Source organism: Corallococcus sp. Z5C101001 (assembly GCF_007352635.1).
Lineage (GTDB): Bacteria > Myxococcota > Myxococcia > Myxococcales > Myxococcaceae > Corallococcus > Corallococcus silvisoli.
The window spans coordinates 1-20,499 of the sequence record NZ_VKLU01000022.1 but is presented as its reverse complement, the minus strand read 5'-3'; the positions used below and the strand labels follow the sequence as shown (position 1 = coordinate 20,499).

The 20,499-nt window shown below is 71.2% G+C and carries 19 protein-coding genes; 11 read left to right on the top strand and 8 right to left on the bottom strand.

Annotation, left to right across the window (positions count from 1 at the left end; all coding sequences use genetic code 11):
* Nucleotides 1–18: 18 nt before the first annotated feature.
* On the bottom strand, nt 19–300 hold the full coding sequence (locus FOF48_RS34320; protein WP_255442987.1) for a hypothetical protein: 282 nt from the start codon (nt 298–300) through the stop codon (nt 19–21).
* 65 nt (nt 301–365) lie between these two features.
* Nucleotides 366–713: a co-chaperone YbbN gene (locus FOF48_RS36670; RefSeq protein ID WP_186002192.1), complete on the bottom strand. Its 348-nt coding sequence runs from the start codon at nt 711–713 to the stop codon at nt 366–368.
* A 437-nt stretch (nt 714–1,150) separates the two neighbouring features.
* Here FOF48_RS36670 and FOF48_RS36795 point away from each other — a divergent pair, with 437 nt between their 5' ends.
* Both FOF48_RS36795 and FOF48_RS34305 read left to right on the top strand, forming a co-directional pair.
* Nucleotides 1,151–1,597, top strand: coding sequence for a cupin domain-containing protein (locus FOF48_RS36795; protein ID WP_201756480.1), 447 nt, complete (start codon nt 1,151–1,153; stop codon nt 1,595–1,597).
* 169 nt (nt 1,598–1,766) lie between these two features.
* The gene (locus FOF48_RS34305; RefSeq protein ID WP_143908886.1) at nt 1,767–2,666 is read left to right on the top strand and encodes an MBL fold metallo-hydrolase; all 900 of its coding nucleotides are present in this window, start codon (nt 1,767–1,769) and stop codon (nt 2,664–2,666) included.
* Between the two features lie 10 nt (nt 2,667–2,676).
* Here FOF48_RS34305 and FOF48_RS34300 read toward each other — a convergent pair whose 3' ends face one another.
* Nucleotides 2,677–4,944, bottom strand: a complete 2,268-nt coding sequence (locus tag FOF48_RS34300) for an ATP-binding protein (protein WP_143908884.1) — start codon at nt 4,942–4,944, stop codon at nt 2,677–2,679.
* A gap of 278 nt (nt 4,945–5,222) precedes the next feature.
* Between FOF48_RS34300 and FOF48_RS34295 the strand changes: the two genes are divergently transcribed.
* The 3 genes from FOF48_RS34295 (at nt 5,223) to FOF48_RS34285 (ending at nt 7,988) form a co-directional block, all read left to right on the top strand.
* The gene (locus tag FOF48_RS34295; protein ID WP_143908882.1) at nt 5,223–5,486 is read left to right on the top strand and encodes a hypothetical protein; all 264 of its coding nucleotides are present in this window, start codon (nt 5,223–5,225) and stop codon (nt 5,484–5,486) included.
* 175 nt (nt 5,487–5,661) lie between these two features.
* Complete coding sequence (locus FOF48_RS34290; protein WP_143908880.1) at nt 5,662–6,675, top strand: hypothetical protein; 1,014 nt, start codon at nt 5,662–5,664, stop codon at nt 6,673–6,675.
* A 134-nt stretch (nt 6,676–6,809) separates the two neighbouring features.
* The gene (locus tag FOF48_RS34285) at nt 6,810–7,988 is read left to right on the top strand and encodes a peptidylprolyl isomerase (protein ID WP_255442985.1); all 1,179 of its coding nucleotides are present in this window, start codon (nt 6,810–6,812) and stop codon (nt 7,986–7,988) included.
* Between the two features lie 19 nt (nt 7,989–8,007).
* On the opposite strand, the gene FOF48_RS34280 is transcribed toward FOF48_RS34285, so the two are convergent.
* Nucleotides 8,008–8,514: a hypothetical protein gene (locus FOF48_RS34280; RefSeq protein WP_255442984.1), complete on the bottom strand. Its 507-nt coding sequence runs from the start codon at nt 8,512–8,514 to the stop codon at nt 8,008–8,010.
* Between the two features lie 215 nt (nt 8,515–8,729).
* Here FOF48_RS34280 and ppk1 point away from each other — a divergent pair, with 215 nt between their 5' ends.
* Entirely contained in the window at nt 8,730–10,895 is a 2,166-nt protein-coding gene (gene ppk1 / locus FOF48_RS34275; RefSeq protein ID WP_143908879.1) for a polyphosphate kinase 1, read from the top strand.
* 82 nt (nt 10,896–10,977) lie between these two features.
* On the opposite strand, the gene FOF48_RS34270 is transcribed toward ppk1, so the two are convergent.
* The 3 genes from FOF48_RS34270 to FOF48_RS34260 are packed head-to-tail and all read right to left on the bottom strand — an operon-like array spanning nt 10,978 to nt 15,094.
* Nucleotides 10,978–12,120 carry an App1 family protein gene (locus FOF48_RS34270; RefSeq protein WP_143908877.1) on the bottom strand — a complete coding sequence of 381 codons (1,143 nt, stop codon included), beginning with the start codon at nt 12,118–12,120 and terminating at the stop codon, nt 10,978–10,980.
* Between the two features lie 32 nt (nt 12,121–12,152).
* On the bottom strand, nt 12,153–14,003 hold the full coding sequence (locus tag FOF48_RS34265; RefSeq protein ID WP_143908875.1) for a glycoside hydrolase family 15 protein: 1,851 nt from the start codon (nt 14,001–14,003) through the stop codon (nt 12,153–12,155).
* Nucleotides 14,000–15,094, bottom strand: coding sequence for a glucose 1-dehydrogenase (locus tag FOF48_RS34260; RefSeq protein ID WP_143908873.1), 1,095 nt, complete (start codon nt 15,092–15,094; stop codon nt 14,000–14,002). The genes FOF48_RS34265 and FOF48_RS34260 overlap by 4 nt, the downstream gene beginning before the upstream one ends.
* A 224-nt stretch (nt 15,095–15,318) precedes the next feature.
* Here FOF48_RS34260 and FOF48_RS34255 point away from each other — a divergent pair, with 224 nt between their 5' ends.
* From FOF48_RS34255 to FOF48_RS34240, 4 genes are all read left to right on the top strand, one after another.
* Nucleotides 15,319–15,864, top strand: a complete 546-nt coding sequence (locus FOF48_RS34255; RefSeq protein ID WP_143908871.1) for a hypothetical protein — start codon at nt 15,319–15,321, stop codon at nt 15,862–15,864.
* Between the two features lie 136 nt (nt 15,865–16,000).
* A complete protein-coding gene (locus FOF48_RS34250) occupies nt 16,001–16,918 on the top strand; it encodes an ABC transporter ATP-binding protein (RefSeq protein ID WP_143908869.1) in 918 nt (305 codons plus the stop codon).
* Nucleotides 16,919–16,933: 15 nt separating this feature from the next.
* Nucleotides 16,934–17,692 (top strand): ABC transporter permease, encoded by a 759-nt coding sequence (locus tag FOF48_RS34245; RefSeq protein ID WP_143908867.1) that lies wholly within the window; start codon nt 16,934–16,936, stop codon nt 17,690–17,692.
* Nucleotides 17,693–17,768: 76 nt separating this feature from the next.
* Nucleotides 17,769–18,782, top strand: coding sequence for an ABC transporter substrate-binding protein (locus tag FOF48_RS34240; protein WP_143908865.1), 1,014 nt, complete (start codon nt 17,769–17,771; stop codon nt 18,780–18,782).
* A gap of 15 nt (nt 18,783–18,797) precedes the next feature.
* On the opposite strand, the gene FOF48_RS34235 is transcribed toward FOF48_RS34240, so the two are convergent.
* Nucleotides 18,798–19,052: a hypothetical protein gene (locus FOF48_RS34235; protein WP_143908863.1), complete on the bottom strand. Its 255-nt coding sequence runs from the start codon at nt 19,050–19,052 to the stop codon at nt 18,798–18,800.
* 387 nt (nt 19,053–19,439) lie between these two features.
* Between FOF48_RS34235 and FOF48_RS34230 the strand changes: the two genes are divergently transcribed.
* A complete protein-coding gene (locus tag FOF48_RS34230; RefSeq protein WP_143908861.1) occupies nt 19,440–20,426 on the top strand; it encodes an NYN domain-containing protein in 987 nt (328 codons plus the stop codon).
* Nucleotides 20,427–20,499: the final 73 nt, after the last annotated feature.

Here is a 20,499-nt window from a genome sequence, read left to right as displayed (position 1 = left end):
CCCTCCCATCCCAGGCCTTCAGGGTTGGTTCGGGTCGCCGATGTTCTGGAAGGGATTGAACGTGTGCGTCGTCGAGAGCTGGGACGACGGACTGAAGTAGTACGCGGCGAGCTTCGCCGGGTCCTTGGCGATCTCCCCTCGCAGGATGGGTCCGTCGTTCTGGTCGTCCCAGCCCCACGGCGCGTTCGCGGAGTTGGTGCCGCGGTTGCCCGCCACCAGACCGCAGCCACCGCTGGTGTCGCCCCGGAACGTCCCGCCGGAGGAGAACAGCGAGGACAGCTGCCGACGCGACCTTTCCAAGGGGAAGGCGGTCATCAGACGGCAACAGGCAATATATTCCAAACAAGCTTTAACTGACCATCTTGTCAAAACAGGGTGACAGCGGGAGCCGGCAGATGCACCTCCAGCATCCGCCGGATGGCGGTCCGGGTCATCGCCCCCACGGCCCGGTCCACCATGTCTCCGCCCTTGAAGACCAGCAGCGTGGGCACCGCGCGGATGATGTAGCGGTCGGAGAGGACCAGGTCCGCCTCCACGTCCACCTTCACCACCTTCAAGGCGCCCCCGTGCCGGGCCGCCACGCACTCCACCCAGGCGTCCATCAACCGGTACTCCGGGGGGCACCAGCGCGCCCAGAAATACATCAAGACGACCTGCCGCGAAGCCAGCACCTGCTGCTGGAAGCTGCGCTCCGTGAAGTGCTCGAGCCGCATCGTCGCTGCCTCGATGAAAGGGATTGGGTCACAGGAGGGTGGAGCCCGCGTTGAGCCACGGCTCCCCCGTGTCATCTCCCGGACGCGCCCCGCGGCGGTGCCGGGACCCCTCATGTCTGGGGATGGCGGAGCACGGGAGGGCCCCCACCCGGGGGGAGGGGTCGGACCGGGGCGCACTCGGGGACGGTGGCCGCCGAGCACGCGCGCCCCACGGCTCGGACAGAGCGGGCAGCCCGGCGGGCAGCGGATGGACTCGATTTTCTCGCGACACCGCGGGCACAACGCCCAGGCAAACCCTATCTTACCGGCGGCTTCCGTCGGATACCGGACCGGCCCCCAGGCAGGGGGGATGAAACACGGTGCCTGTCTCTGGCAGAAAGCAAGACAACCCATGAGAGGGGTGGGACCGCGTCGCCCCTGAAGGAGTCGCTGTCCGCATGAGCACGATTCTCCGGACCCCACCTCTCGCTGGCGGCCGTCCCCCTCGCTGGGACTCGCGCCGTCGCGCCCCGAACGGTTCAACAGTGGCCCCGGCCGCCCCACCCCTCGTGGAGAAGGTGAACCTGGCCCACGCCTCCACCAGCCTGTCCGGCCCCGGCACCGCCCGACCCGTGGGCATGCTCCACGGCCAGCCCGTGCATCTGGTGCGGCTGACCGGCGTGGGGCCCTGGCGCCAGCACCCCACGGGGGATGCGCTGTTCTTCGTCACCCGGGGCGCCCTGCGTGTGGAGCTGCGCGAGCGCACCGTCGTCCTGGAAGAAGGAGAGCTGCTCATCGTCCCGCGCGGCGTCGAGCACCGCTCCGTCGCCCCCAGCGAAGCGCTGGTGCTGATGTCGGCCCCGCCACACGGCGAGGAGGCGGCCGGGCAATCCCCGTCGCCCTGAAGCCCGGACTTCCGCCCCCCGGCCGGGCGAGCCCCCGCCCGCCACGGGCGCGGTGATTCCTCCCACGGGGGGCACGGCGCACTTTTGCCCTGAACGAACGGATGGTGGCTTCCCGCGGCCCCGCTGCGCCGACGGTCGCCCGCCACGGTCACGAGGAGCAGGAGCCGCCATGCGCATCCACCACCTGAACTGCACCACGATGTGCCCGCCCGGCCGGCGGCTCGTCGACGGGCGGCGCGGCTTCACGGGGCCCGCGGCGCTCACCTGCCACTGTCTGGTGTTGGAGACACCGCGCGGTCTGGTGCTGGTGGACACCGGCTTCGGTCTCAATGACGTGTACGCGCCCCGCGTGCGCTTGAGCGGCCTGTTCCGCGACGTGCTGTCCCGGCCCGCCCTGGCCGAGGAAGCCACCGCCATCCGCCAGCTGGAGCGCATGGGCTTCCAGGCCAGCGACGTGCGAGACATCGTCCTCACCCACCTGGACTTCGACCACGCGGGCGGCCTGGACGACTTCCCCCATGCGCGTGTGCACGTGCTGGCGGAGGAGTACCGCGTGGCCACCGCGCAGCGGACCTGGCTGGACCGGGCGCGCTTCCGCCCTCAGCAATGGTCCAAGGAGACGCGCTGGGAGACCTACGTCCCGAACCGGGGGGAGGGCTGGTTCGGCTTCGACTGCGTGCGCGAGCTCACCGGCCTTCCGCCCGAAATCCTGCTGGTGCCGCTGACGGGCCACACGCTGGGCCACGCGGGCGTGGCCATCGACACCGGAGACGGGTGGATGCTGCACGCGGGCGACGCGTACTTCCACCACGGGGAGCTGGACCTGGACCGCTACCGGTGCACCCTCGGCCTGCGCGCCTACCAGAAGCTGATGCAGAAGGACGGGTGGATGCGCTGGTACAACCTGCGCCGCCTGCGGGAGCTGGTGCAGCGCCATGGCGCCCAGGTGACGGTCTTCTGCGCGCATGACTCGCTGGAGTTCGAGCGCCTGGAGGAGCGAGAGAAGCTGCCCGAGGACTTCCCCATCCGGCCCGGGCTCGTCGCCCCCGTGTCCTCGCTGCACCTGTAGCCGCGCACGGTCACTGCTGGAGCGGAGGGGAGTCCGCCAGCCCTGGCTCGTCCACGGACCGGGGCACCCGCGGCAGGTCCACGGTGAAGGTGGCGCCATGGCCCGGGACGCTCTCCACTTGGATGACGCCCCCGTGCGCCTCCACCAGCTGGCGGACGATGTAGAGCCCCAGCCCATAGCCGGACTCCGCCTTCGCGGCCCGCTCGCGCTCGAAGCGCTCGAAGACGCGGCGCTGGGCCTCCGGGGCGATGCCCACGCCCTCGTCGCGCACCCGCAGCCGCGAGTGCCCCGCGTCCAGCGCGCTCACCGTCACCGTCACCGGGTGCCCCCGGCCGAACTTCAGCGCGTTGGAGACCAGGTTCGTCACCACCCGGTCCAGGCGGATCCGGTCCCACTGGCCCACCTGCCCGGGCTCCGTCTCCACCCGGAGCTCACAGCCCGCCTGCACGGCCGTCTCCGCGAAGCGGTCCACCACCTCGCGCACCAGCTCGCCCAGGTCCATGGGCGCCGCGTCCAGCAGCCGCTTGCCGGAAGACAGCCGCGACAGGTCCAGGAGGTTGTGCAACAGCTGGCCCAGCCGCTGCGACTGCCCGAGCGCCGCCACCAACCCCTGGCGGACGTCCTCCTGATGACCGGCCGCCTGCGCGCGCCGCAGCTTGTGCAACAGCAGTTGCAACGCATGCAAGGGATTGCCCAGGTCGTGCGCGGTGACGGCGATGAGGTCCACCGCCTCGCGCGCCTCGCGCAGGAGCCGCGTGTTCTCCAGGGCCAGCCCGGCGCGGCCGGCCAGCTCCTCCACCAGCACCTGGTCCACCTGCGTGAAGCGGCGGTGGCCCCGGGCCGTCATCAACACGAACACGCCCAGCGTCTTCGTGCCCGCGCGCAGCGGCACCACCAGCGACGAGCCAATGGCGATGCGCTCTATCAACACGCGGTGCTCGGGGGTCTCCGCGGCGCCCTCCAGGTCCGCCACCTCCACCTCCACGTCCAGCCGCGAGCGCCCGGTGCGCAGCACCTCCCAGACGGGCGGAGGCATGCCCGCGCGCGGAGGGAACCGCCGCAGGGCCTCCCACAGGCTCGCCTCGCGGTCGGGCTGCACGTGCGTCACCGCCCGGGGCCGCAGCTCCCCCGCGGGTGTCAGCAGGTAGAGGATGCAGCCATCCGCCACCTCCGGCACCAGCAGCCGCGCCACCTCCGCCACCGTCAGGTCGGGGTCCAGGGATTGGTGGAAGACGCGGCCGGCCTCCGCGAGCAGCTCCTGCATCCGCTCCGTGCGCCGCTGCTCGGTGATGTCGCGCGTCACCACGGAGAAGCCCTGCGGCTCGCCTTCCTCGTCGCGCAGCGCGGTGAAGGACACCTGCGACCAGAAGCGCGAGCCATCCTTGCGCTGCCGCCAGCCCTCGGTGCGCAGCCGCCCCTCCTGGAGCGCCCGGGCCAGGTCCCGGTCGGCCTGGCCCGCCGCCGCCTCCTCGGAGGTGTAGAAGACGGAGTTCGGGCGGCCGAGGATCTCCGCCTCGCCCCAGCCCTGGATGCGCTCCGCGCCCGGATTCCAGCTGGCCACCCGCCCGCGCGCGTCCAGCAGCACCAGGGCATAGTCGCGCACGCCTTCCACCAGCGCCTGGAAGCGGTGCGCGTTGGCGGCCGCCTCGCGCTTGAGCGGATGCAGCCGGCGGCGCAGCACCCACGCCAGCGCCGCCGCCACGGTCAGGCCCAGCAGGGACGCCACGAGCAGCAGCACCGTCTCCCACCGGTCCGTCATCACCGCCGCCCGGTTCTCCATGGCCAGCTGGGCCTGCACCTCCCACTCCAGCCGGGCCTGCGCCTCCCGCACGCGCGCATGGGCCCGCGTCAGCCGCGCGCGCGCGGCCTGCTCGTCGTTCGTGGGGGGCACGTTCCGCAGGGTGTGCAGGGCCTCCTCGTGCAGCTGCTCGGCGGCGCGCACCTCGTCCACCAGCGCCTGGGCCCCGGGGAGGCTCAGCCGGTCGTGCAGCCGTCCAGCGGTGTCCAGGAAGCGCTTCCGGGCCTCCGCCGTGTCCTGGGAGAGCGTCTGCCCGCCCGCCAGCAGCGCGCTGTTGGCCAGGGACACCTTGTCGCTGAAGGCCCGCCCCAGCTGCTCCACCTCCAGCAGGTCCATGGAGCGCTCCATCACCCGCGTCTGCGAGGAGGCCCGCGCCATCAGGAGGGCGCCCACGGCCACCGCCAGCAGCACGAGCGCCACCGCCAGGCTCGCGCCGAGCCCCCAACCGTCGTCGTGTACGAAGCGTCTGGGACGTGCCATTGGGGGGGTCCCTTCCCCGCCGGACGCCGCCTTCCCCGTGCGCGCCCCCGCGTCCGTTCACGGTGGGGACCCCTGGGCACCGCGCCCACCCCCCTCGCTGGCCCGTCCGGTGTCCACCAGTGCGCGCCTCCCCGCCAGGCGGGGTGGGACATTGACGCCTTTCCGACCGCCAGCGGCCTTCCGGGGCTCGCCGCCGCTTCACGGGCGACAGGCGTGGCCCCACCCTGCCCGGCGGGCCGGAGGTGGAAGTGGGGCTTCAGGGACGGCGGGGACGGGGCATGACGCATGCAGTCAAGCTGGCGGGGTGGGAGACCCTCGTGGGGCTCTGGCTGGCCTGCGGCCAGACGCCACCGTACGACGCCTCCCTGGGCCTGCTGTCGCCCCCCACCTCCGTCTGCCTGCCCATGACGTGCGAGTCCCAGGGCCTGGACTGCGGCTACGCCATCGACGGGTGCGGCGGCACGCTCCACTGCGGCACCTGCGACGACGGCCTCACCTGCGGCGGGGGCGGCGAGCCCAACGTCTGCGCCGCCCCGCCGTGACGGAAACCCCTCTGACGCGGTGAGCCATGTGGCGTGGGTCCATCAGCGCTTGTCTCCCACCTTCTCATCGGGTGTGAGGTGCTACGCAACTGATCGGCGCCCGCCGCGATAATTCCCGCAAGTCGTCCGCATCCTTTTCCATCCATTTCCTCGAACGCCCCCGGGGGAGCCCCACATGAGCCTGATCGACCGCGCCCGCAGTGCCGTCAGCAACACCATCCGCCACGTGCAGCAGGACCCCATCAAGGCGGCGAAGGACATCGGGACGCAGGCGAAGAAGGGCTACGACACCTTCACCAAGGTGAAGACCGCGGTGAAGGACGGCTTCGACAACGTCAAGAGCCTGAAGACGGACGGCTTCAAGGCGACGCTGAAGGGCAACGTCGACAAGCTGGTCGCCAAGGCCACCGACCCGAAGACGAAGCTGGACCTCAAGGGCAAGCTGGGCATCGCCGGCAAGGCCCTGGGCACCATCACCAGCGCCGCGAAGCTGGTTGGCCAGACGGGCACGGCCATCAGCGACGTGCGCAACGCCGTGCGCAGCGGCAGCAGCGAGGACTGGAACAAGGCGCTGGGCTCCGTCGCCACCGCCGGCAAGGGCGCGGTCAGCACCGTCAAGGGCGGTCTGGAGATCGCCCGCGACGTGACCAAGTTCGGCAGCGCCTACAAGGCCGCCAGCGGCGCCTTCAAGGCCGCCGTCCCGGGCGCCGGTCCCAAGCTGGCGCGCGCCGCCGCGGGCGCCGCCGCCAAGGCCGCCTTCGAGGGTGGCACCAGCCAGGCCATCAAGCAGGGCGTGCGCGGCGCGCTGAAGACCGCCGTGAGCGAGAGCGGCGTCGCGCTGAAGGCCGCCACCGGCACCGCGACCCGCGCCGCCGCCAAGGCCGCGCTGAGCGAGGGTGGCAAGGCCGCCGCCAAGGCCGGCGCGACCGCCGCCGCCAAGGCCGCCGGGGGCACCCTGGCCAAGGCCGCGGGCCGCTTCGCCCCGGGCGCCAACATCGCCATCGCCGCCTTCGACACGGCGAACGCGGTCTCCACCCTGCGCGACCCGAACGCCAGCACCACCAAGAAGGTCACGGGCGTCATCACCGCCGTGGGCTCCATCGCCGCCGCCACCAACATCCCGGTGGTCAGCCAGGTGGGCGCCGCCGTCTCCGCCGTCTCCAGCTTCGTCGGCGGCCTGTTCGGCTGAGCCGGTGACGCCTGACCCCGGGCCGTACGCCCGGGGATGTCGCCGGGGGGTCCTTTTCTGGTAGGCACCGTGTGAGACGCTCTCGCTTCCATCCCAACTGGGACCACGGTCGCTACCTGCCAGGAGGCCCTCCGGTGGCCACGAAGAAGAATCCCCCTGAGAAGTCGCCCGTCTCCGCCAAGCCGGCCTCCGCCGCGGCGAAGCCCCCGAAGCCCCCCGCCAGCAAGCCCCCGGAAGCGCCCGCCGTGCAGGTGGAGGCGCCCGTGAGGCAGCTGGTGCAGCGGCTCCCCGTCGCGCCCGGCCTGGGACACCAGGCGGACCTGCCGGACGTGAAGGCCCCCTCGCTGGCGAACCTGAACATCCGGGTTCCGGTGGGCGAGGACCCCACGGAGAACGACCTGCTGGAGCGCTTCCACGAGCTGGCCCGCGCCAAGGCGGAGGCCCGCCCGCGCGCCGAAGGCGAGGCGCTGGCCATGGGCGACGACGTGCAGCTGGACATCCTGGGCTACGCCAACGGCCGCCTCATCCCCATGAGCACGCGCACCGGCTACTGGATGGAGCTGGCGCCCCAGCTGATGCTGCCCGGGTTCTCGGAGGTCATCGCCGAGGCCAGCGTGGGCGACAGCGTGGAGGTGGGCCTCATCCTTCCGGACGACTATCCGGCGGAGCAGCTCCGCGGCATGCCGGCGCGCTTCCTGGTGGACGTGCGCGCCGCGCGCGAGGTGCGCATGCCCGACACGGAGTCGGACGCGTTCCTCAAGCTGCTGGGCCGCGGCACCACGCACGAGGAGGTCATGAGCTCCATCGTGGAGGAGATGGAAGGCGAGATGGCCGACCTGCTCTGGGTGGACGCGCGCAACATGGCCCTGGACGAGATCGTCTCCCGCACCGACGTCACCGTCCCCAAGCCGCTGGTGGACGAGGAGATCCGCCGCCGCTGGCAGCAGTCGGAGGGCGAGGCCCTGGCCCTGAAGTTCTTCAGCCTGGAGGAGCAGCAGGAGGCCCTGGACGGCTGGCTGCACCACCCCGGCATCCGCGACGACGTGGAGCGCCGCCTGAAGATCGCCCTGGTCCTGCGCGCCATCGCGCAGCGGGACAAGCTTCAGCTGTCGCCCCAGACCGCGCTGGAGCTGCTCAAGGAGTCCTCGGAGCCCCTCGGCATCACGGAGGCGCAGCTGCGCGAGTCCATGCTGGACCCCACCGCGTCCGCGCAGATGACCGACGTGGCCTGGCACCTGCTCGCCGTGGAGCACGTGATGACGCAGGCCAAGGTCACCTTCGAGGGCGCCGAGGCCGGGCTCGCCCAGGGCTGAGGCCCCGGGGCCCTGACCCTCAGGGCTGTCCGGCCGGAGCCGCGGGCGCCGCCGGCGGCTGCCCCGGCGCGACGAAGGCGCCCGTCGCGGGGTCGATCTGCCAGGCGGAGTACTGGTGCGTGAGCACGTCGCGCACCTGCCCCTGCTCGTAGCAGACCGAGTACACGACGAAGACCTCGTTCACGAAGTTGGGCCGGCCGTAGCGGTAGCAGTCCTGGTCGCCCTGCTTCTGGAGCGTGAGGGGATTGCCCAGCAGGCCCCCCACCTCCTGGGTGCTCATCCCCGCGCGCACCACCTTGATGCCGTGCGGTGTGACGACGGAGAAGGACGTTCCGTTTGCACGCCAAAGGGTGAAGAAGCCCAGGGCCAGCACCACCGGCACCGCGGCGGCCACGAACCAGGTGAAGGTGAACCGACCGGACTTCTTCCGGGACCCTTCACGGAAGGCGGTGAACAGGGCGTCCGGCGACGTGTCGTCCGGTCCACCGTCGGGCGCGAACCGCAGGGGGGGATTGGGAGTGCTCACCCCTCCTGAATGCCGCCCACGTCCCCGGGATGCAAGGCCCCGGGCTGCCAGAAAGTCCACAGCTCCCACGCCTCGCCGGTCCCTGCCGTGACCCATCGGGGTGGGATACGCCCGGATGTCCGCTTCCGGGCCGACCACGCGAGTTCACAATCGGCGCGACGCGGGGCTGCTAGAGGGCTCACCCAGAGTCTCATCTCGTCGAGGAGTCACACGTCATGGCGAAGCGCGCCGCCGCGAAGGGCATCACCCAGAAGGTCCTGGAGCGGGATGCCGTCCCGCCGGGGACGGAGATGCCGGACGGCGACCTGTTCTTCAACCGGGAGCTGTCGTGGCTGGCCTTCAACGACCGGGTGCTGCAGTTGGCGGAGGCGTCGGAGGTGCCGCTGATGGAGCGGCTGAAGTTCATCTCCATCTACGCGCGCAACCTGGATGAGTTCTTCATGATCCGCGTGGCCCGGCTGCATGAGCAGATCACCGCGCGCGTGGGCCGGCTGGTGCCGGACGGCGCGTCCCCGGGCGACACGCTGGACAAGCTGCACACGGCCATCCTGGAGCAGGGCCGCCGCCACGCGGACTGCTTCGAGAAGGTGCTGCGCCCGGCGCTGGCGGAGAAGGGCCTGCGCATCCTGTCCATGAAGGAGCTGGACGCGGATCAACGCGCGCAGATGGATCAGCGCTTCCGCGAGCAGATCTTCCCCGTGCTCACGCCCCTAGCCATCGGGCTGGGGCGGCACTTCCCGTACATCTCCAACCTGTCCCTGAGCCTCGCGGTGCTGCTGCGCGACCCGGTGGCGGAGGAGGAGAGCGTGGCGCGGGTGAAGGTGCCCAAGGAGATCCTCCCCCGCTTCGTGCCGCTCAAGGGCGGCACGCTGTTCGTGCCGCTGGAGGAGATCATCGCGCAGCACCTGGGGGACCTGTTCCCCGGCATGGAGGTGCTGGGCTGGAGCCTGTTCCGCGTGACGCGCGACGCGGACTTCACCGTGTCCGAGGACGCGGAGGACCTGCTCAAGGCGGTGGAGACGGAGCTGAGCCAGCGCCGCTTCGGGGACGTCATCCGCCTGGAGGTGCAGGCGGGGATGAACGCGAAGCTGCTGGAGCCGCTGGTGGAGGCGCTGACGCTGGAGCCCCGGCAGGTGTACGAGGAGCACGGCCTGCTGGACCTGGCGGACGTGATGTCGCTGGCGATGACGCCGGGCTTCTCCGAGCTGCGCGACCCGCCGTGGACGCCGGTGACCCAGGCGCGGCTGCGCACGGACAGCGAGTCCCCGGACGGCGGGGGCACGGTGATGTCCGCGATGCGCAGGGGCGACCTGCTGGTGTACCACCCGTACGAATCCTTCACGACGTCGGTGGAGCGCTTCGTGAGCGAGGCGGTGGAGGACCCGGACGTGCTGGCGCTGAAGCAGACGGTGTACCGCACGTCGGACAGCTCCCCGCTGGTGCCCGCGCTCATCCGCGCGACGGAGCACGGCAAGCAGGCGGTGTGCATGGTGGAGCTGAAGGCCCGCTTCGACGAGCGCACCAACATCCGCTGGGCGAACGCGCTGGAAGAGGCGGGCGTGCACGTGGTGTATGGGATTCCCAGCCTGAAGACCCACGCGAAGGCCATCCTCATCGTGCGGCGCGAGGGCGAACGGGTGCGGCACTACGTGCACATCGGCACGGGCAACTACAACCCGAAGACGGCGCGGCTCTACACGGACCTGGGCCTGTTCACCACGGATCCGGACATTGGCGCGGACGTGGCGGACGTCTTCAACTTCCTCACCGGCTTCGGCCGGCCGCGCTCCTTCCGCAAGCTGCTGGTGGCGCCCCTGACCATGCGCGAGGGGCTGCTGGAGGAGATCAAGAAGACCATCGCGGCGCACGCCGCGGAGACGCCGGCGCGCATCCTGATGAAGATGAACGCGCTGGTGGACCCGGGCATCATCCGCGCGCTGTACGACGCGTCCCGCGCGGGCGTGCGCGTGGACCTCAACGTGCGGGGCATCTGCTGCCTGCGGCCAGGGCTGCCGGGCGTGTCGGAGAACATCCGGGTGGTGTCCAACCTGGGCCGCTTCCTGGAGCACCCGCGCATCTACGCCTTCGAGCGGGGCCCCACGTCGCGCTGCTACATCGGCTCCGCGGACCTGATGCCGCGCAACCTGGACCACCGCGTGGAGATCCTCGCGCCGGTGGAGGAGCCCTCCTTGAGCGCCCAGGCGCGCGACGTGGTGGAGCGCTGCATGGTGGACACCAGCGGCGCGTGGGAGCTGGCCTCGGACGGCTCGTGGCGGCGGCGCGCCGCCGCCACGCCCAACGACAAGCGCTCCGCCCAGGGCGAGCTGATGGAGCGCGCCCTCCGGATGGTCCAGATGCAGAGCGGCCGTCCGGTGGCGTGACCGCCCGGCGCTTCGGGGTTCGCCGCGCCTCCGGTTGAACACCGCCACGCGGTGGGCCCGGGGGAGCGGCGCTCGCGAAGCCTCAGCCCCGCTCGCCCAGCGCGCTCCGCGCGACGTCCTCGCGGCGGTGGGCCTCCACCTCCGGCACCTCCTCCCAGCGGATCCACCCGGCGCGGGCCGCGTGCCGCGCGGCGGCCACCGTGTCATCCACGATGACCAGCTCGCTGCCCGCGTCGCGGATCTCCCGGGCGATGGCCTCCATCTCCTGGCCGCGCTGGGAGCTCCCCGGCACGTTGCGGATGTAGACGCAGCGAATGCGGCCCGGGTACTCCCGCACGATGGTGCGGTAGTGCTCCGCGTCCTCCTGCCCGCTGTCCCCAATCAGCACGAACGGCAGATGCGACAGCGTCTCCAGCACGCCCCGGATTTTATCCAGCTTGTGCCCATGTCCCCCGCCCGGCGCGAAGCCGTGGCGCGACAGGCCCCAGTCGCGCAGGAGCAGCGGACCAATGGGGATGCGGTGGATGCCCAGGAACTCGTCCAGGTGCTCGTAGAGGTTCCACGGGCTGCTGGAGACGTAGAAGATGGGGTTGTCCGCCGTGCCGCTCGCGCCCGCCTGGAGCGCCGCGTAGAACGCGTCCACGCCCGGGAAGGGCAGCCGCACGCGGTGCTCCGTGAGGAACAGCGCCCACGCGCGCTTGAGCGGATCCCTCACCCCCGTGGCGATGACCGTGTCGTCGATGTCGCTGATGACGCCCAGCTCCGCGCTGGCCCCCGCCACCCGCACCGGCGCCGACACGCGCGGCACCCCTTCCGCCTCCGGCGACAGCAGCTCCAGCTCCACCATGTGCCAGCCGGAGCGCACCCCCGCGGGCGGCGGCACCCACAGCTCCAGGAAGCCCTCCTCGTCCGTGACGCCCTCCCAGCGCTTGTCCCCCCAGCGCACCGCCACGTGCGCGCTGGCGATCTCCCGCGTCATGTAGCGCTTGTAGGAGGCCACGGCGCTGCTCCACAGCGTGTGCCGCTGGCGCGAGGGCTTCACCTTGCGCTCCTCCAGCACGCGCGCCTTGATGACCACGCGCTCCGGGGTGCCATAGCCCCGGTACGGCAGGATGCGCAGCGGCGGGGCGATGCCCAGCCCCTTGCGCACGCGGCGGCTCAGCACGTCGTATTGGGCGTCCGCCTTCACGGCGAAGCGGAACAGCAGCGGGTACAGGTCGGGCATGGCGGGTGCCCCTACTCTACCAGCCCGCTCCCTCAATCGTGGCGGCCCAACGTCCGGTCCAGGTTGTACGCGGCGCTGATGAGCGACAGGTGCGTGAGCGCCTGCGGGAAGTTGCCCATCGCCTCGCCGGACATGCCCGTCTGCTCCGCGTACAGCCCCAGGTGGTTCGCGTAGCCCTGCATCCGTTCGAAGATGAGCCGCGCCTCGTCCAGCAGGTCCGGCCGCACGGGGCTCGCGCGCGTCATCGCCTCCACCAGCCAGAAGCTGCACAGGTTGAAGGTGCCTTCGCTGCCCTCGATCCCATCCAGCTTCTTGTCCGCCTCGTAGCGGAACACCAGGCCGTCCGACGTCAGGCCCCCGTCCCGGGGCGTCTTGCGCAGCATGTCCAGCGTGGAGAGCATCCGCGGATCCACCGGCGACAGGAAGAACACCAGCGGCATCAGGAGGTTGGCCGCGTCCAGCGCGTCGTACCCGTAGGCCTGGATGAAGGCGCCCTTCTTGGCGCTCCAGCCCTTCTCCATGATCTCCTCGAAGATGGCGTCGCGCGTCTTCAGCCACTTGTCGCGGTCCGCAGGCAGGCTGCGCTTGTCCGCGAGCCGGATGGCCCGGTCCACCGCCACCCAGCACATCAGCTTCGAATAGACGAAGTGGCGGCGCGAGCCGCGAATCTCCCAGATGCCCTCGTCCTCCGTCCGCCAGAGCTCGCACACCCAGTCCACCAGCCGCCGCAGGTGCTTCCAGAAGTCATAGGAGATGGGCGCCGCGTACTTGTTGGACAGGTACACCGAATCCATCAGCTCGCCGTAGATGTCCAACTGGAGCTGCGCCGCCGCCGCGTTGCCCACGCGCACCGGCCGCGCGCCGCCGTAGCCGCTCAGGTGCAGCAGCTCCTCCTCCTGGGGCACCGGGGTGCCATCCAGGCTGAACATCAGGGGCAGCGGCCCGTCCCCGTTCTCCGCGCAGCGCTTCTCCACCCAGCGCATGAACGCGGCGGCCTCCTCGTTGAAGCCGATGCGGATGAACGCGTAGACGGTGAAGGCCGCGTCCCGCAGCCAGCAGTAGCGGTAGTCCCAGTTGCGCGTCCCCCCCGGTGACTCCGGCAGGCTGCACGTGGGCGCCGCGACAATGGCCCCCGACGGCTCGAACGTCATCAGCTTCAGGGCCAGCGCCGAGCGCTGCACCATCTCCCGCCACCGCCCCGTGTACTTGCACTTCGACAGCCAGTGGCGCCAGTAGTCCACCGTGTCGCGGAAGAGCTTCTCCGCGGAGTCGTGCGTGTGCAGGTGGTGGTGGCAGCCCTCGACGCCGCCCTCGCGCAGGGTGAAGACCGCGGACTGGCTCTCCTTCAGCCGGAAGTGCGCGACGACGCCACGGCCCTCCTTCTTCAGCGGCACGGGCGTGACCAGCTGCATGCTCAGCCCCTTCGACACGAAGGCCGCGCCCCCCTGCACCAGGTGCGTCTCGTGCTCGTCCCGCGCGTAGTTGAACGCCGGGAAGCACTCCATGCGGAAGGCCATCTCCCCGCGCACCACGCGGATGCGCCGGAGCACCTCCCGCCCCTCCGCCTTCGCCCCCCGGCCCAGGGGCATCAGGTCGATGAGCTCCCCCACGCCGTCCGGCGTGTAGAAGCGCGTCACCAGCACGTTGGTGTCCGGCCAGTAGAACTGCCGCTTCATCACCCCATCCGGCTCCGGGGAGACGCGCCAGTACCCGCCCTTCTCCGGGTCCAACAGCGCCGCGAAGATGCTGGGGCTGTCGAAGTGCGGGTAGCACAGCCAGTCGATGGTGCCTTCGTTGCCCACCAGCGCCACCGTGCGCAGGTCGCCAATGATGCCGTGGTCTTCAATGGCCACGCCGCCCTTCAGGTCCACGTTGGGATTCACCGGGCATGCTCCTGGAATGAGATGACGTGTTTGATGCCGTCCTTCGCCTCCACCGCCTTCGCGAACTCCGCTGGCGGATGGCGCTGGGTGATGAGCGCCTCCACCTTGCCGGGCCAGCGGGCGCGGAAGCGGGCCAGGTCCTCCAGCGCCTCGTGGAAGTCGCTGTCCGCCGCGTTCACCGTGCCGAACATCACCCGGTTGCCCAGGACCAGCCGCCCCAGCACCTGTTCGCCGTGCAGCTCCAGCGGCTCCTCGCGCCCGGGCACCCCGGTGAAGATGAGCACGCCGTTCTCCTCCAGCACCTGGAGCGAGTCGAACGCCACCTTCGACGCCCCCGTCGCCTCGTAGATGAGGTCCACGCCGCCCAGCCGCTGCTTCAGCGCGTCCACCGTCACCTCCTTCGACGACACGTACGGCGCGCCCACGGCCTCCGCCGCGGCGGCCTTCTCGTTGGGCTTGGGGCTTCGCGAGTACACGGTCACGTCGTGCCCCGCGCGCATCAGCGCCATGGCGCCCAGCTGCGCCACCGGCCCCGCGCCCAGCACCAGCGCCCTGCCCGGCGTCACCTTCCATGGCAGCCGGCTCTGGATGTGCGCCACCTCGCGCAGCCCCTTCTCCGCGATGGTGAGCGGCTCCGTGAGCACCGCCACGTCGCGCAGGGTGTCGTCCACCCGGTGCAGGTAGGCCGCGTCCTCCACGAAGTGCTCCGAACAGAAGCCGTGCGCGCCCTGGATGCCGCGCTCCGTGTAGTCCCCCGTCACGCAGAAGTCCGGGTGGCCGTGGCGGCACGCCGGACAGCGCGTGTGCGGACAGGGCCTCCGCACCCGGGGCACCACCAGGTCCCCCGGCCTCAGGCCCTGCACGTGCGCGCCCACCTCCATCACCTGGCCCAGGCACTCGTGGCCCGGCACCAGGTGGTCCTCCCCCCGGGGCGCGGCGCCGTGGTGGCCCTTCAGGAGGTCCTGGTCGGTGCCGCACACGCCCACCTCCAGCGTGCGCACCTTGACCTCGGTGGGGGAATGCAGGCGCGGCTCGGGGACCTCGAGCACGCGCACCTCGCGCGAGGGGAACATGACGGCCACGGCCTTCATGGGTGGCGGACTCCTTCTTGGGAAAAGTGCGGCATCCCAGGACAAGGGGTGCGGACTTGGGACCCATGTCGCAAGTGCCCGCCCGCCGCCCCGGGTTTCCCCACCCGGCCCCCCGAGGGGCCCGCCGCTGAACAGCCCGGGACGCCCGCCTGCCCGGAGGGCGACACTCGCGAGCGTGTGAAAGCACTGCCCCCTTCGGACGCGCGGGTCTATAGACGCATGCCGTGCGTGCGCCCCCCGCCCCCCATCGCAGCCGCGCCACCGCCATCGGTGCCACGGCCTTCCTGCTGCTCGCCCTGCCCTTCCTCGTGCTGGGCGTGTTCTTCCTGGGCCAGATGGCCCGCATGGACCTGAGGTGCGAACCCCAGGGCCCGTGCGTGCTCAGCCGCTCCAGCTGGTTGGGGACGGAGGAGGTGGGCCGCTACGCGCCCCAGGACCTCCAGGGCGTGGGCGTGGACCGCAGCCGCAGCGCACGCAAGGGCGCCGCGCCCATCTACCGGCCGCGCCTGGAGACGGCCTCTGGCGCCCAACCGCTCGCCTACCAGTGGACGGAGGACGAGGCGGAGGCCAACGCCTTCGCGGACACCGTGCGGCGCTACCTCGCGGGTCCCCGCACGGACACCCTCGCGGTGTTCCGCGATGACCGCCGCGCGTCGCTGCGCGTGGGCGGCGCCTTCACCGCGGTGGGCCTGGGGGTGCTCGCGCTGAGCCTCTGGCTGCTGTCGCGCACGCTGGCGCACCGCAAGGCGGAGCGGGCGACCGCCGCCTGACAGGGCCCCAGGCCCCACCCCGAAAAGCAGCCGGCCAGGCGGCGCGGGCGTCACCACCTGTCCTACAGTGGAAGGCGCCTGCCCGCTTCCAGGCCCCGCCTGTGCGACCTCGGGGCAGATGAATAGGTTGTGGCGAATGCTTCGACGCCTCATCGAGCGGATGCGGGGCTTGCGCCAGGCGGCGCCCCACCTGCTGCGGCCCGCGAACGTGAACGCGGACCGGGCGAAGATCTCCATCGCCCAGCTGGGCCACCACTACGCCAACAAGGTCGTGGCGCTGAAGGACGTGAACCTCAACGTCCGCTCGGGGGAGTTCGTCTGCCTGCTCGGCCCGTCCGGGTGTGGCAAGTCCACCCTGCTCTACGCGCTGGCGGGCCACGTGGCGCCCACCGGCGGCAGCGTGGCCATTGACGGCAAGCCCATCCACGGCCCCGGGCCGGACCGGCTCCTGATGTTCCAGGAGGCCGCGCTGTTCCCCTGGCTCACCGTGCGCGGCAACATCACCTTCGCGCTGGGGGCCCGGGGCGTCCCTCGCGCCGAGCGCCGCGCGCGCGCGGACACCTTCATCCAGCGCGTGCGCCTGGACGGCTTCGCGGACACGCTGCCGCACCAGCTCTCCGGCGGCATGAAGATGCGCGCCAGCCTCGCGCGGGCGCTCGCGGTGGACCCCACCGTGCTGCTGATGGACGAGCCCTTCGGCGCGCTGGATGCCCAGACGCGCGTGCACATGCAGGAGCTGCTGCAGTCCATCTGGCTGCGCTCCGGCAAGACGGTGGTGTTCGTCACCCACGACGTGCAGGAGGCGCTGATGCTGGGCACCCGCGTGGTGCTGATGGCGCCCCGCCCCGGGCGCGTGGTGGAGGACCTGGAGATCCAACTGCCCATGCCTCGCTCGCTGGAGGACCCGTCCCTGGACGCGATGGCGCGCGACATCCGCCACCGCCTGCGCGCCGTGGAGGGCCCCGGGCTGGACGCCCCGCCCCTGGAGCCCCTGCCCCGCCGCACGCAGACGCCTTCCAGCCTGACGCGTCCCAGCGTCGTGACCGGCCGCTAGGAAGGGGACACCGCCATGCTGAAATGGGCGCAGAAGCTGGGGGTGCTCGCGCTGCTGTTCGCGGCCTGGGAGGCGCTGTCGCGCTCCGGGGTGTGGAACCCGCACCTGTTCCCCGGGCCCGTGGAGGTGGTCAAGACGCTCATCGCCATGGCCCGCGACGGGCAGCTGGGCGGCGCCACGCTGCGCTCGCTGGGCCGGCTGACGCGCGCCTACGTCATCTCCGTGGCCATCGGCGTGCCGCTGGGGCTGCTCATGGCCCGGCTGGCCTTCTTCCGCAACGCGGTGAAGCCGGTGGTGATGGGCCTCCAGGCGCTGCCCTCCATCTGCTGGCTGCCCCTGGCGCTGCTGTGGTTCGGCCTCAACGACGGCGCCATCCTCTTCGTGGTGGTGATGGGCAGCGTGCTGGGCATCGCCATCGCCACCGAGGACGCGGTCAACGGCCTGGACCCGCAGCTGGCGCGCGTGGCCCGGACGCTGGGCGTGCGCGGCTTCCGCTTCTACTTCGGCGTGCTGCTGCCCGGCGCCCTGCCCGGCATCGTCACCGGCCTCAAGCTGGGGTGGAGCTTCGCGTGGCGGGCGCTGCTGGCGGGCGAGCTGCTCTTCGTCTCCGGCGGCCTGGGCCAGCTGCTCACCATGGGCCGCGAGCTGATGGACGTGTCCCAGGTGATGGCGGTGATGCTGGCCATCATCCTGATTGGCATCACCGTGGACCGCGTCCTCTTCCAGACGGTGGAGACGCGGCTGCGCCGGCGCTGGGGCCTGACGGCGGTGTGAGCCCGGAAACGCTTGGTCCCCGTGGACGCAACGGACCTGGATACCGGACGGGGATTCTCCATTAGCGTGACGCGCCATGTCTCCCTCGCGTCCGCGGCTCCTCCTCCTCGTTGGCCTCTGCGTCCTCCTGACCGGCGTCGCGTCCTGCAAGAAGGACGCGGACTCGGGCGCCAACGCCCCCTTGCGCGTGGCCTTCTTCCCCAACATCACGCACGCGCAGGCGTTGGTGGCGAACTCGGAGGGCCTGTTCGCCTCGCAGCCCGGCATGGGCCACGTGGAGGTGAAGCAGTTCAACGCGGGCCCCGCCGCCATGGAGGCGCTGGTGGCGGGCTCCGTGGACGTGGCCTACGTGGGGCCCGGCCCCGCCATCAACACGTACCTCAAGGCCGGCCGGGAGCTGCGCATCATCGCGGGCGCGGTGAATGACGGCGCGGTGCTGGTGGTGAAGACGGCGAAGAGCCCCGCGGACCTGAAGGGCAAGAAGCTGGCGACGCCGCAGCTGGGCAACACCCAGGACATCGCCCTGCGCCACTGGCTCAAGGCCCAGAAGCTGGGCATCGCCACGGACGCGGGGGGTGACGTGCAGGTGATTCCCATCAGCAACCCGGACATCCTGGCGCAGTACATCCAGGGCGCCATCGAGGGAGCGTGGGTCCCGGAGCCCTGGGGCGCGCGCATGCTCGCCGAAGGGGGCGGGCACATCCTGGTGGACGAGCGCGACCTGTGGCCGGACAGGCGCTTCCCCACCACGGTGGTGGTGACGACGAAGAAGGTGCTGGAGACGCAGCGCCCGCGCATCGCCGCGCTCCTGCGCACGCACGTGCAGCTGACCGAGCGCTGGCGCGCGGACCCGGCGGCCTTCGCCACCGCGACCAACGCCGCCTTCGGCCAGCTCACGCGCAAGCCCCTGCCGGTGCCCGTGCTCCAGGACGCGTTCTCCCGCCTGGAGCCGAGCCTGGATCCGGTGCCCTCCGCGCTCGCCACGTCCGCGCGCAACGCGAAGGACCTGGGGTTCATCCCCAGCGACGACATCGCGGGGCTCGTGGACCTGAGCGTCCTGGACGAGGTGCGCGGCAAGAAGCCGGACTGAAGGGCCGGACAGCCGTCAGTCCAGTTTCTCCCCCTGGATGGACAGGGCCACGTTGGTCAGGTTCCCCTGCACCTCATAGAGGGCCACGACCTCCTGCCCATCGCGCGGCATCTTGCGAACCTGGAGGGCGCTCATGTCCAACGGCACGACGGCTCCGGACACGTCCTGGACATACAGGTTGAGACCTTCCCGCTTCACGACGGGCCCGGTGACCTGCTTCACCTTGTCCATGTCCGGGGAGACCTGCCGCACGGACAGGTTCTGGGTCATTTGCGAAGGCGCCGAGCTTGAAACCGTGTGCGGGACGTTCGTCGGGCTGGTCGTGCTCGGCCCCTCGGCGAGATCGGAGGGGCTCGTCGGGCCCTCAGCTCCTTCACTGCTGATGTTCGGTGGCTCCGCCATCGCCACACCCGAAAACAACAAGAGACCGAGCGTTGGTGCGCTCCATGCCACGGCTCGCCATCCCTTGGAGAATCTGCGCATCATCGTTACACCTCCGTGTCCCCGGGGGGCCATCCCCCGGCTCCTCCGAAACGTAGGGTGGGATGCGCGGAATGTTCAGCGGCGGAACACGGGCCGTGCGTGCGGGAGCGGCAACACAGTAGGGTGGAGCACACGCGAGCCAAGGACCGCTCGCAAACGAATACGAGGCACCTTTTGGCTGGACGTACCGACGAGCAGCACCGCATCGCCCTTTTCATCGACTTCGAGAACCTGGTCACCAACACCGGCATCAGCGCCAACCAGTTCGACCTGCAGCCCGCGCTGGACCAGCTGTTGGAGCAGGGCAAGGTGGTCTTCCGCCGCGCCTACTGCAACTGGTCGCGCTTCGAGGACGCGAAGCAGCGCCTGCACGACGTGGGCGTGGAGCTGGTGGACGTGCCCCCCTCCACCCGCGCGGGCAAGAACAGCGCGGACATGCGCCTGGTCATCGACGCGCTGGAGCTGTGCTACGCGCGCGAGCAGATCGACACCTTCGTCATCGCCTCCGGCGACAGCGACTTCTGCCCCCTCGCGTACAAGCTGCGTGAGAACGGCCGCACCGTCATTGGCCTCGCCGTGAGGGAGGCCAGCTCGCAGATGTTCGTGAAGGCGTGCGACCAGTTCATCTACATGCGGCCCAAGCACCGCGGTGAGTCCTCGCACAAGGACAAGGACCACGGCGGCCGGGGCGCCAAGGGTGACGACGCCAAGGGCGGCAAGCGGGGCGGCAAGGGCCACGACAAGGGCCATGATTCCAAGGCCTCCGGCAAGGAGGCCGCCGAGTCCAAGGGCGGCAAGCCCAAGGCGGAGGTGCCCGCCATCGCGCGCGAGGTGGTGCTGAGCCTGCTGCGCCGCGCGACCGGCCCGCTCAACCCGTCGCTCGTCAAGGAGACCATCGTCCGCAAGGAGCCCGACTTCGACGAGCGCGACCACGGCTTCTCCACCTTCGCGCGTCTGCTGGAGGCGCTGGAGCAGGAGGGCCTGCTCCGCCGCATCCAGCAGGGCCGCCAGGGCTACATCGTGGGCCCGGACTCGGACTTCGGCGCGCCGGCCCGCGACGCGAAGGGCGGCAAGGGACGGGCCCCCAAGGCGCCCGTCGCCGTGGAGGAGGAGGACGAGGAGCTGGAGTCCTATCCGGACCCCGAGGACGAGGGCCTCTAGGCCGTGTCTGATGGATGCAGGTGGCGCAGGTAGGAGAAGATGAGCGCCACCTGCACCAGGGCCAGGTAGTTGA

Coding starts and splice junctions, on each gene's coding strand:
- FOF48_RS34295 (WP_143908882.1), top strand. CDS start 5,223: ATGACGCATGCAGTCAAGCTGGCGGGGTGGGAGACCCTCGTGGGGCTC.
- FOF48_RS34240 (WP_143908865.1), top strand. CDS start 17,769: ATGTCTCCCTCGCGTCCGCGGCTCCTCCTCCTCGTTGGCCTCTGCGTC.
- FOF48_RS36795 (WP_201756480.1), top strand. CDS start 1,151: ATGAGCACGATTCTCCGGACCCCACCTCTCGCTGGCGGCCGTCCCCCT.
- FOF48_RS36670 (WP_186002192.1), bottom strand. CDS start 713: ATGCGGCTCGAGCACTTCACGGAGCGCAGCTTCCAGCAGCAGGTGCTG.
- FOF48_RS34290 (WP_143908880.1), top strand. CDS start 5,662: ATGAGCCTGATCGACCGCGCCCGCAGTGCCGTCAGCAACACCATCCGC.
- FOF48_RS34250 (WP_143908869.1), top strand. CDS start 16,001: ATGCTTCGACGCCTCATCGAGCGGATGCGGGGCTTGCGCCAGGCGGCG.
- FOF48_RS34235 (WP_143908863.1), bottom strand. CDS start 19,052: ATGACCCAGAACCTGTCCGTGCGGCAGGTCTCCCCGGACATGGACAAG.
- FOF48_RS34245 (WP_143908867.1), top strand. CDS start 16,934: ATGCTGAAATGGGCGCAGAAGCTGGGGGTGCTCGCGCTGCTGTTCGCG.
- FOF48_RS34300 (WP_143908884.1), bottom strand. CDS start 4,944: ATGGCACGTCCCAGACGCTTCGTACACGACGACGGTTGGGGGCTCGGC.
- FOF48_RS34270 (WP_143908877.1), bottom strand. CDS start 12,120: ATGCCCGACCTGTACCCGCTGCTGTTCCGCTTCGCCGTGAAGGCGGAC.
- FOF48_RS34305 (WP_143908886.1), top strand. CDS start 1,767: ATGCGCATCCACCACCTGAACTGCACCACGATGTGCCCGCCCGGCCGG.
- FOF48_RS34260 (WP_143908873.1), bottom strand. CDS start 15,094: ATGAAGGCCGTGGCCGTCATGTTCCCCTCGCGCGAGGTGCGCGTGCTC.
- ppk1 (WP_143908879.1), top strand. CDS start 8,730: ATGGCGAAGCGCGCCGCCGCGAAGGGCATCACCCAGAAGGTCCTGGAG.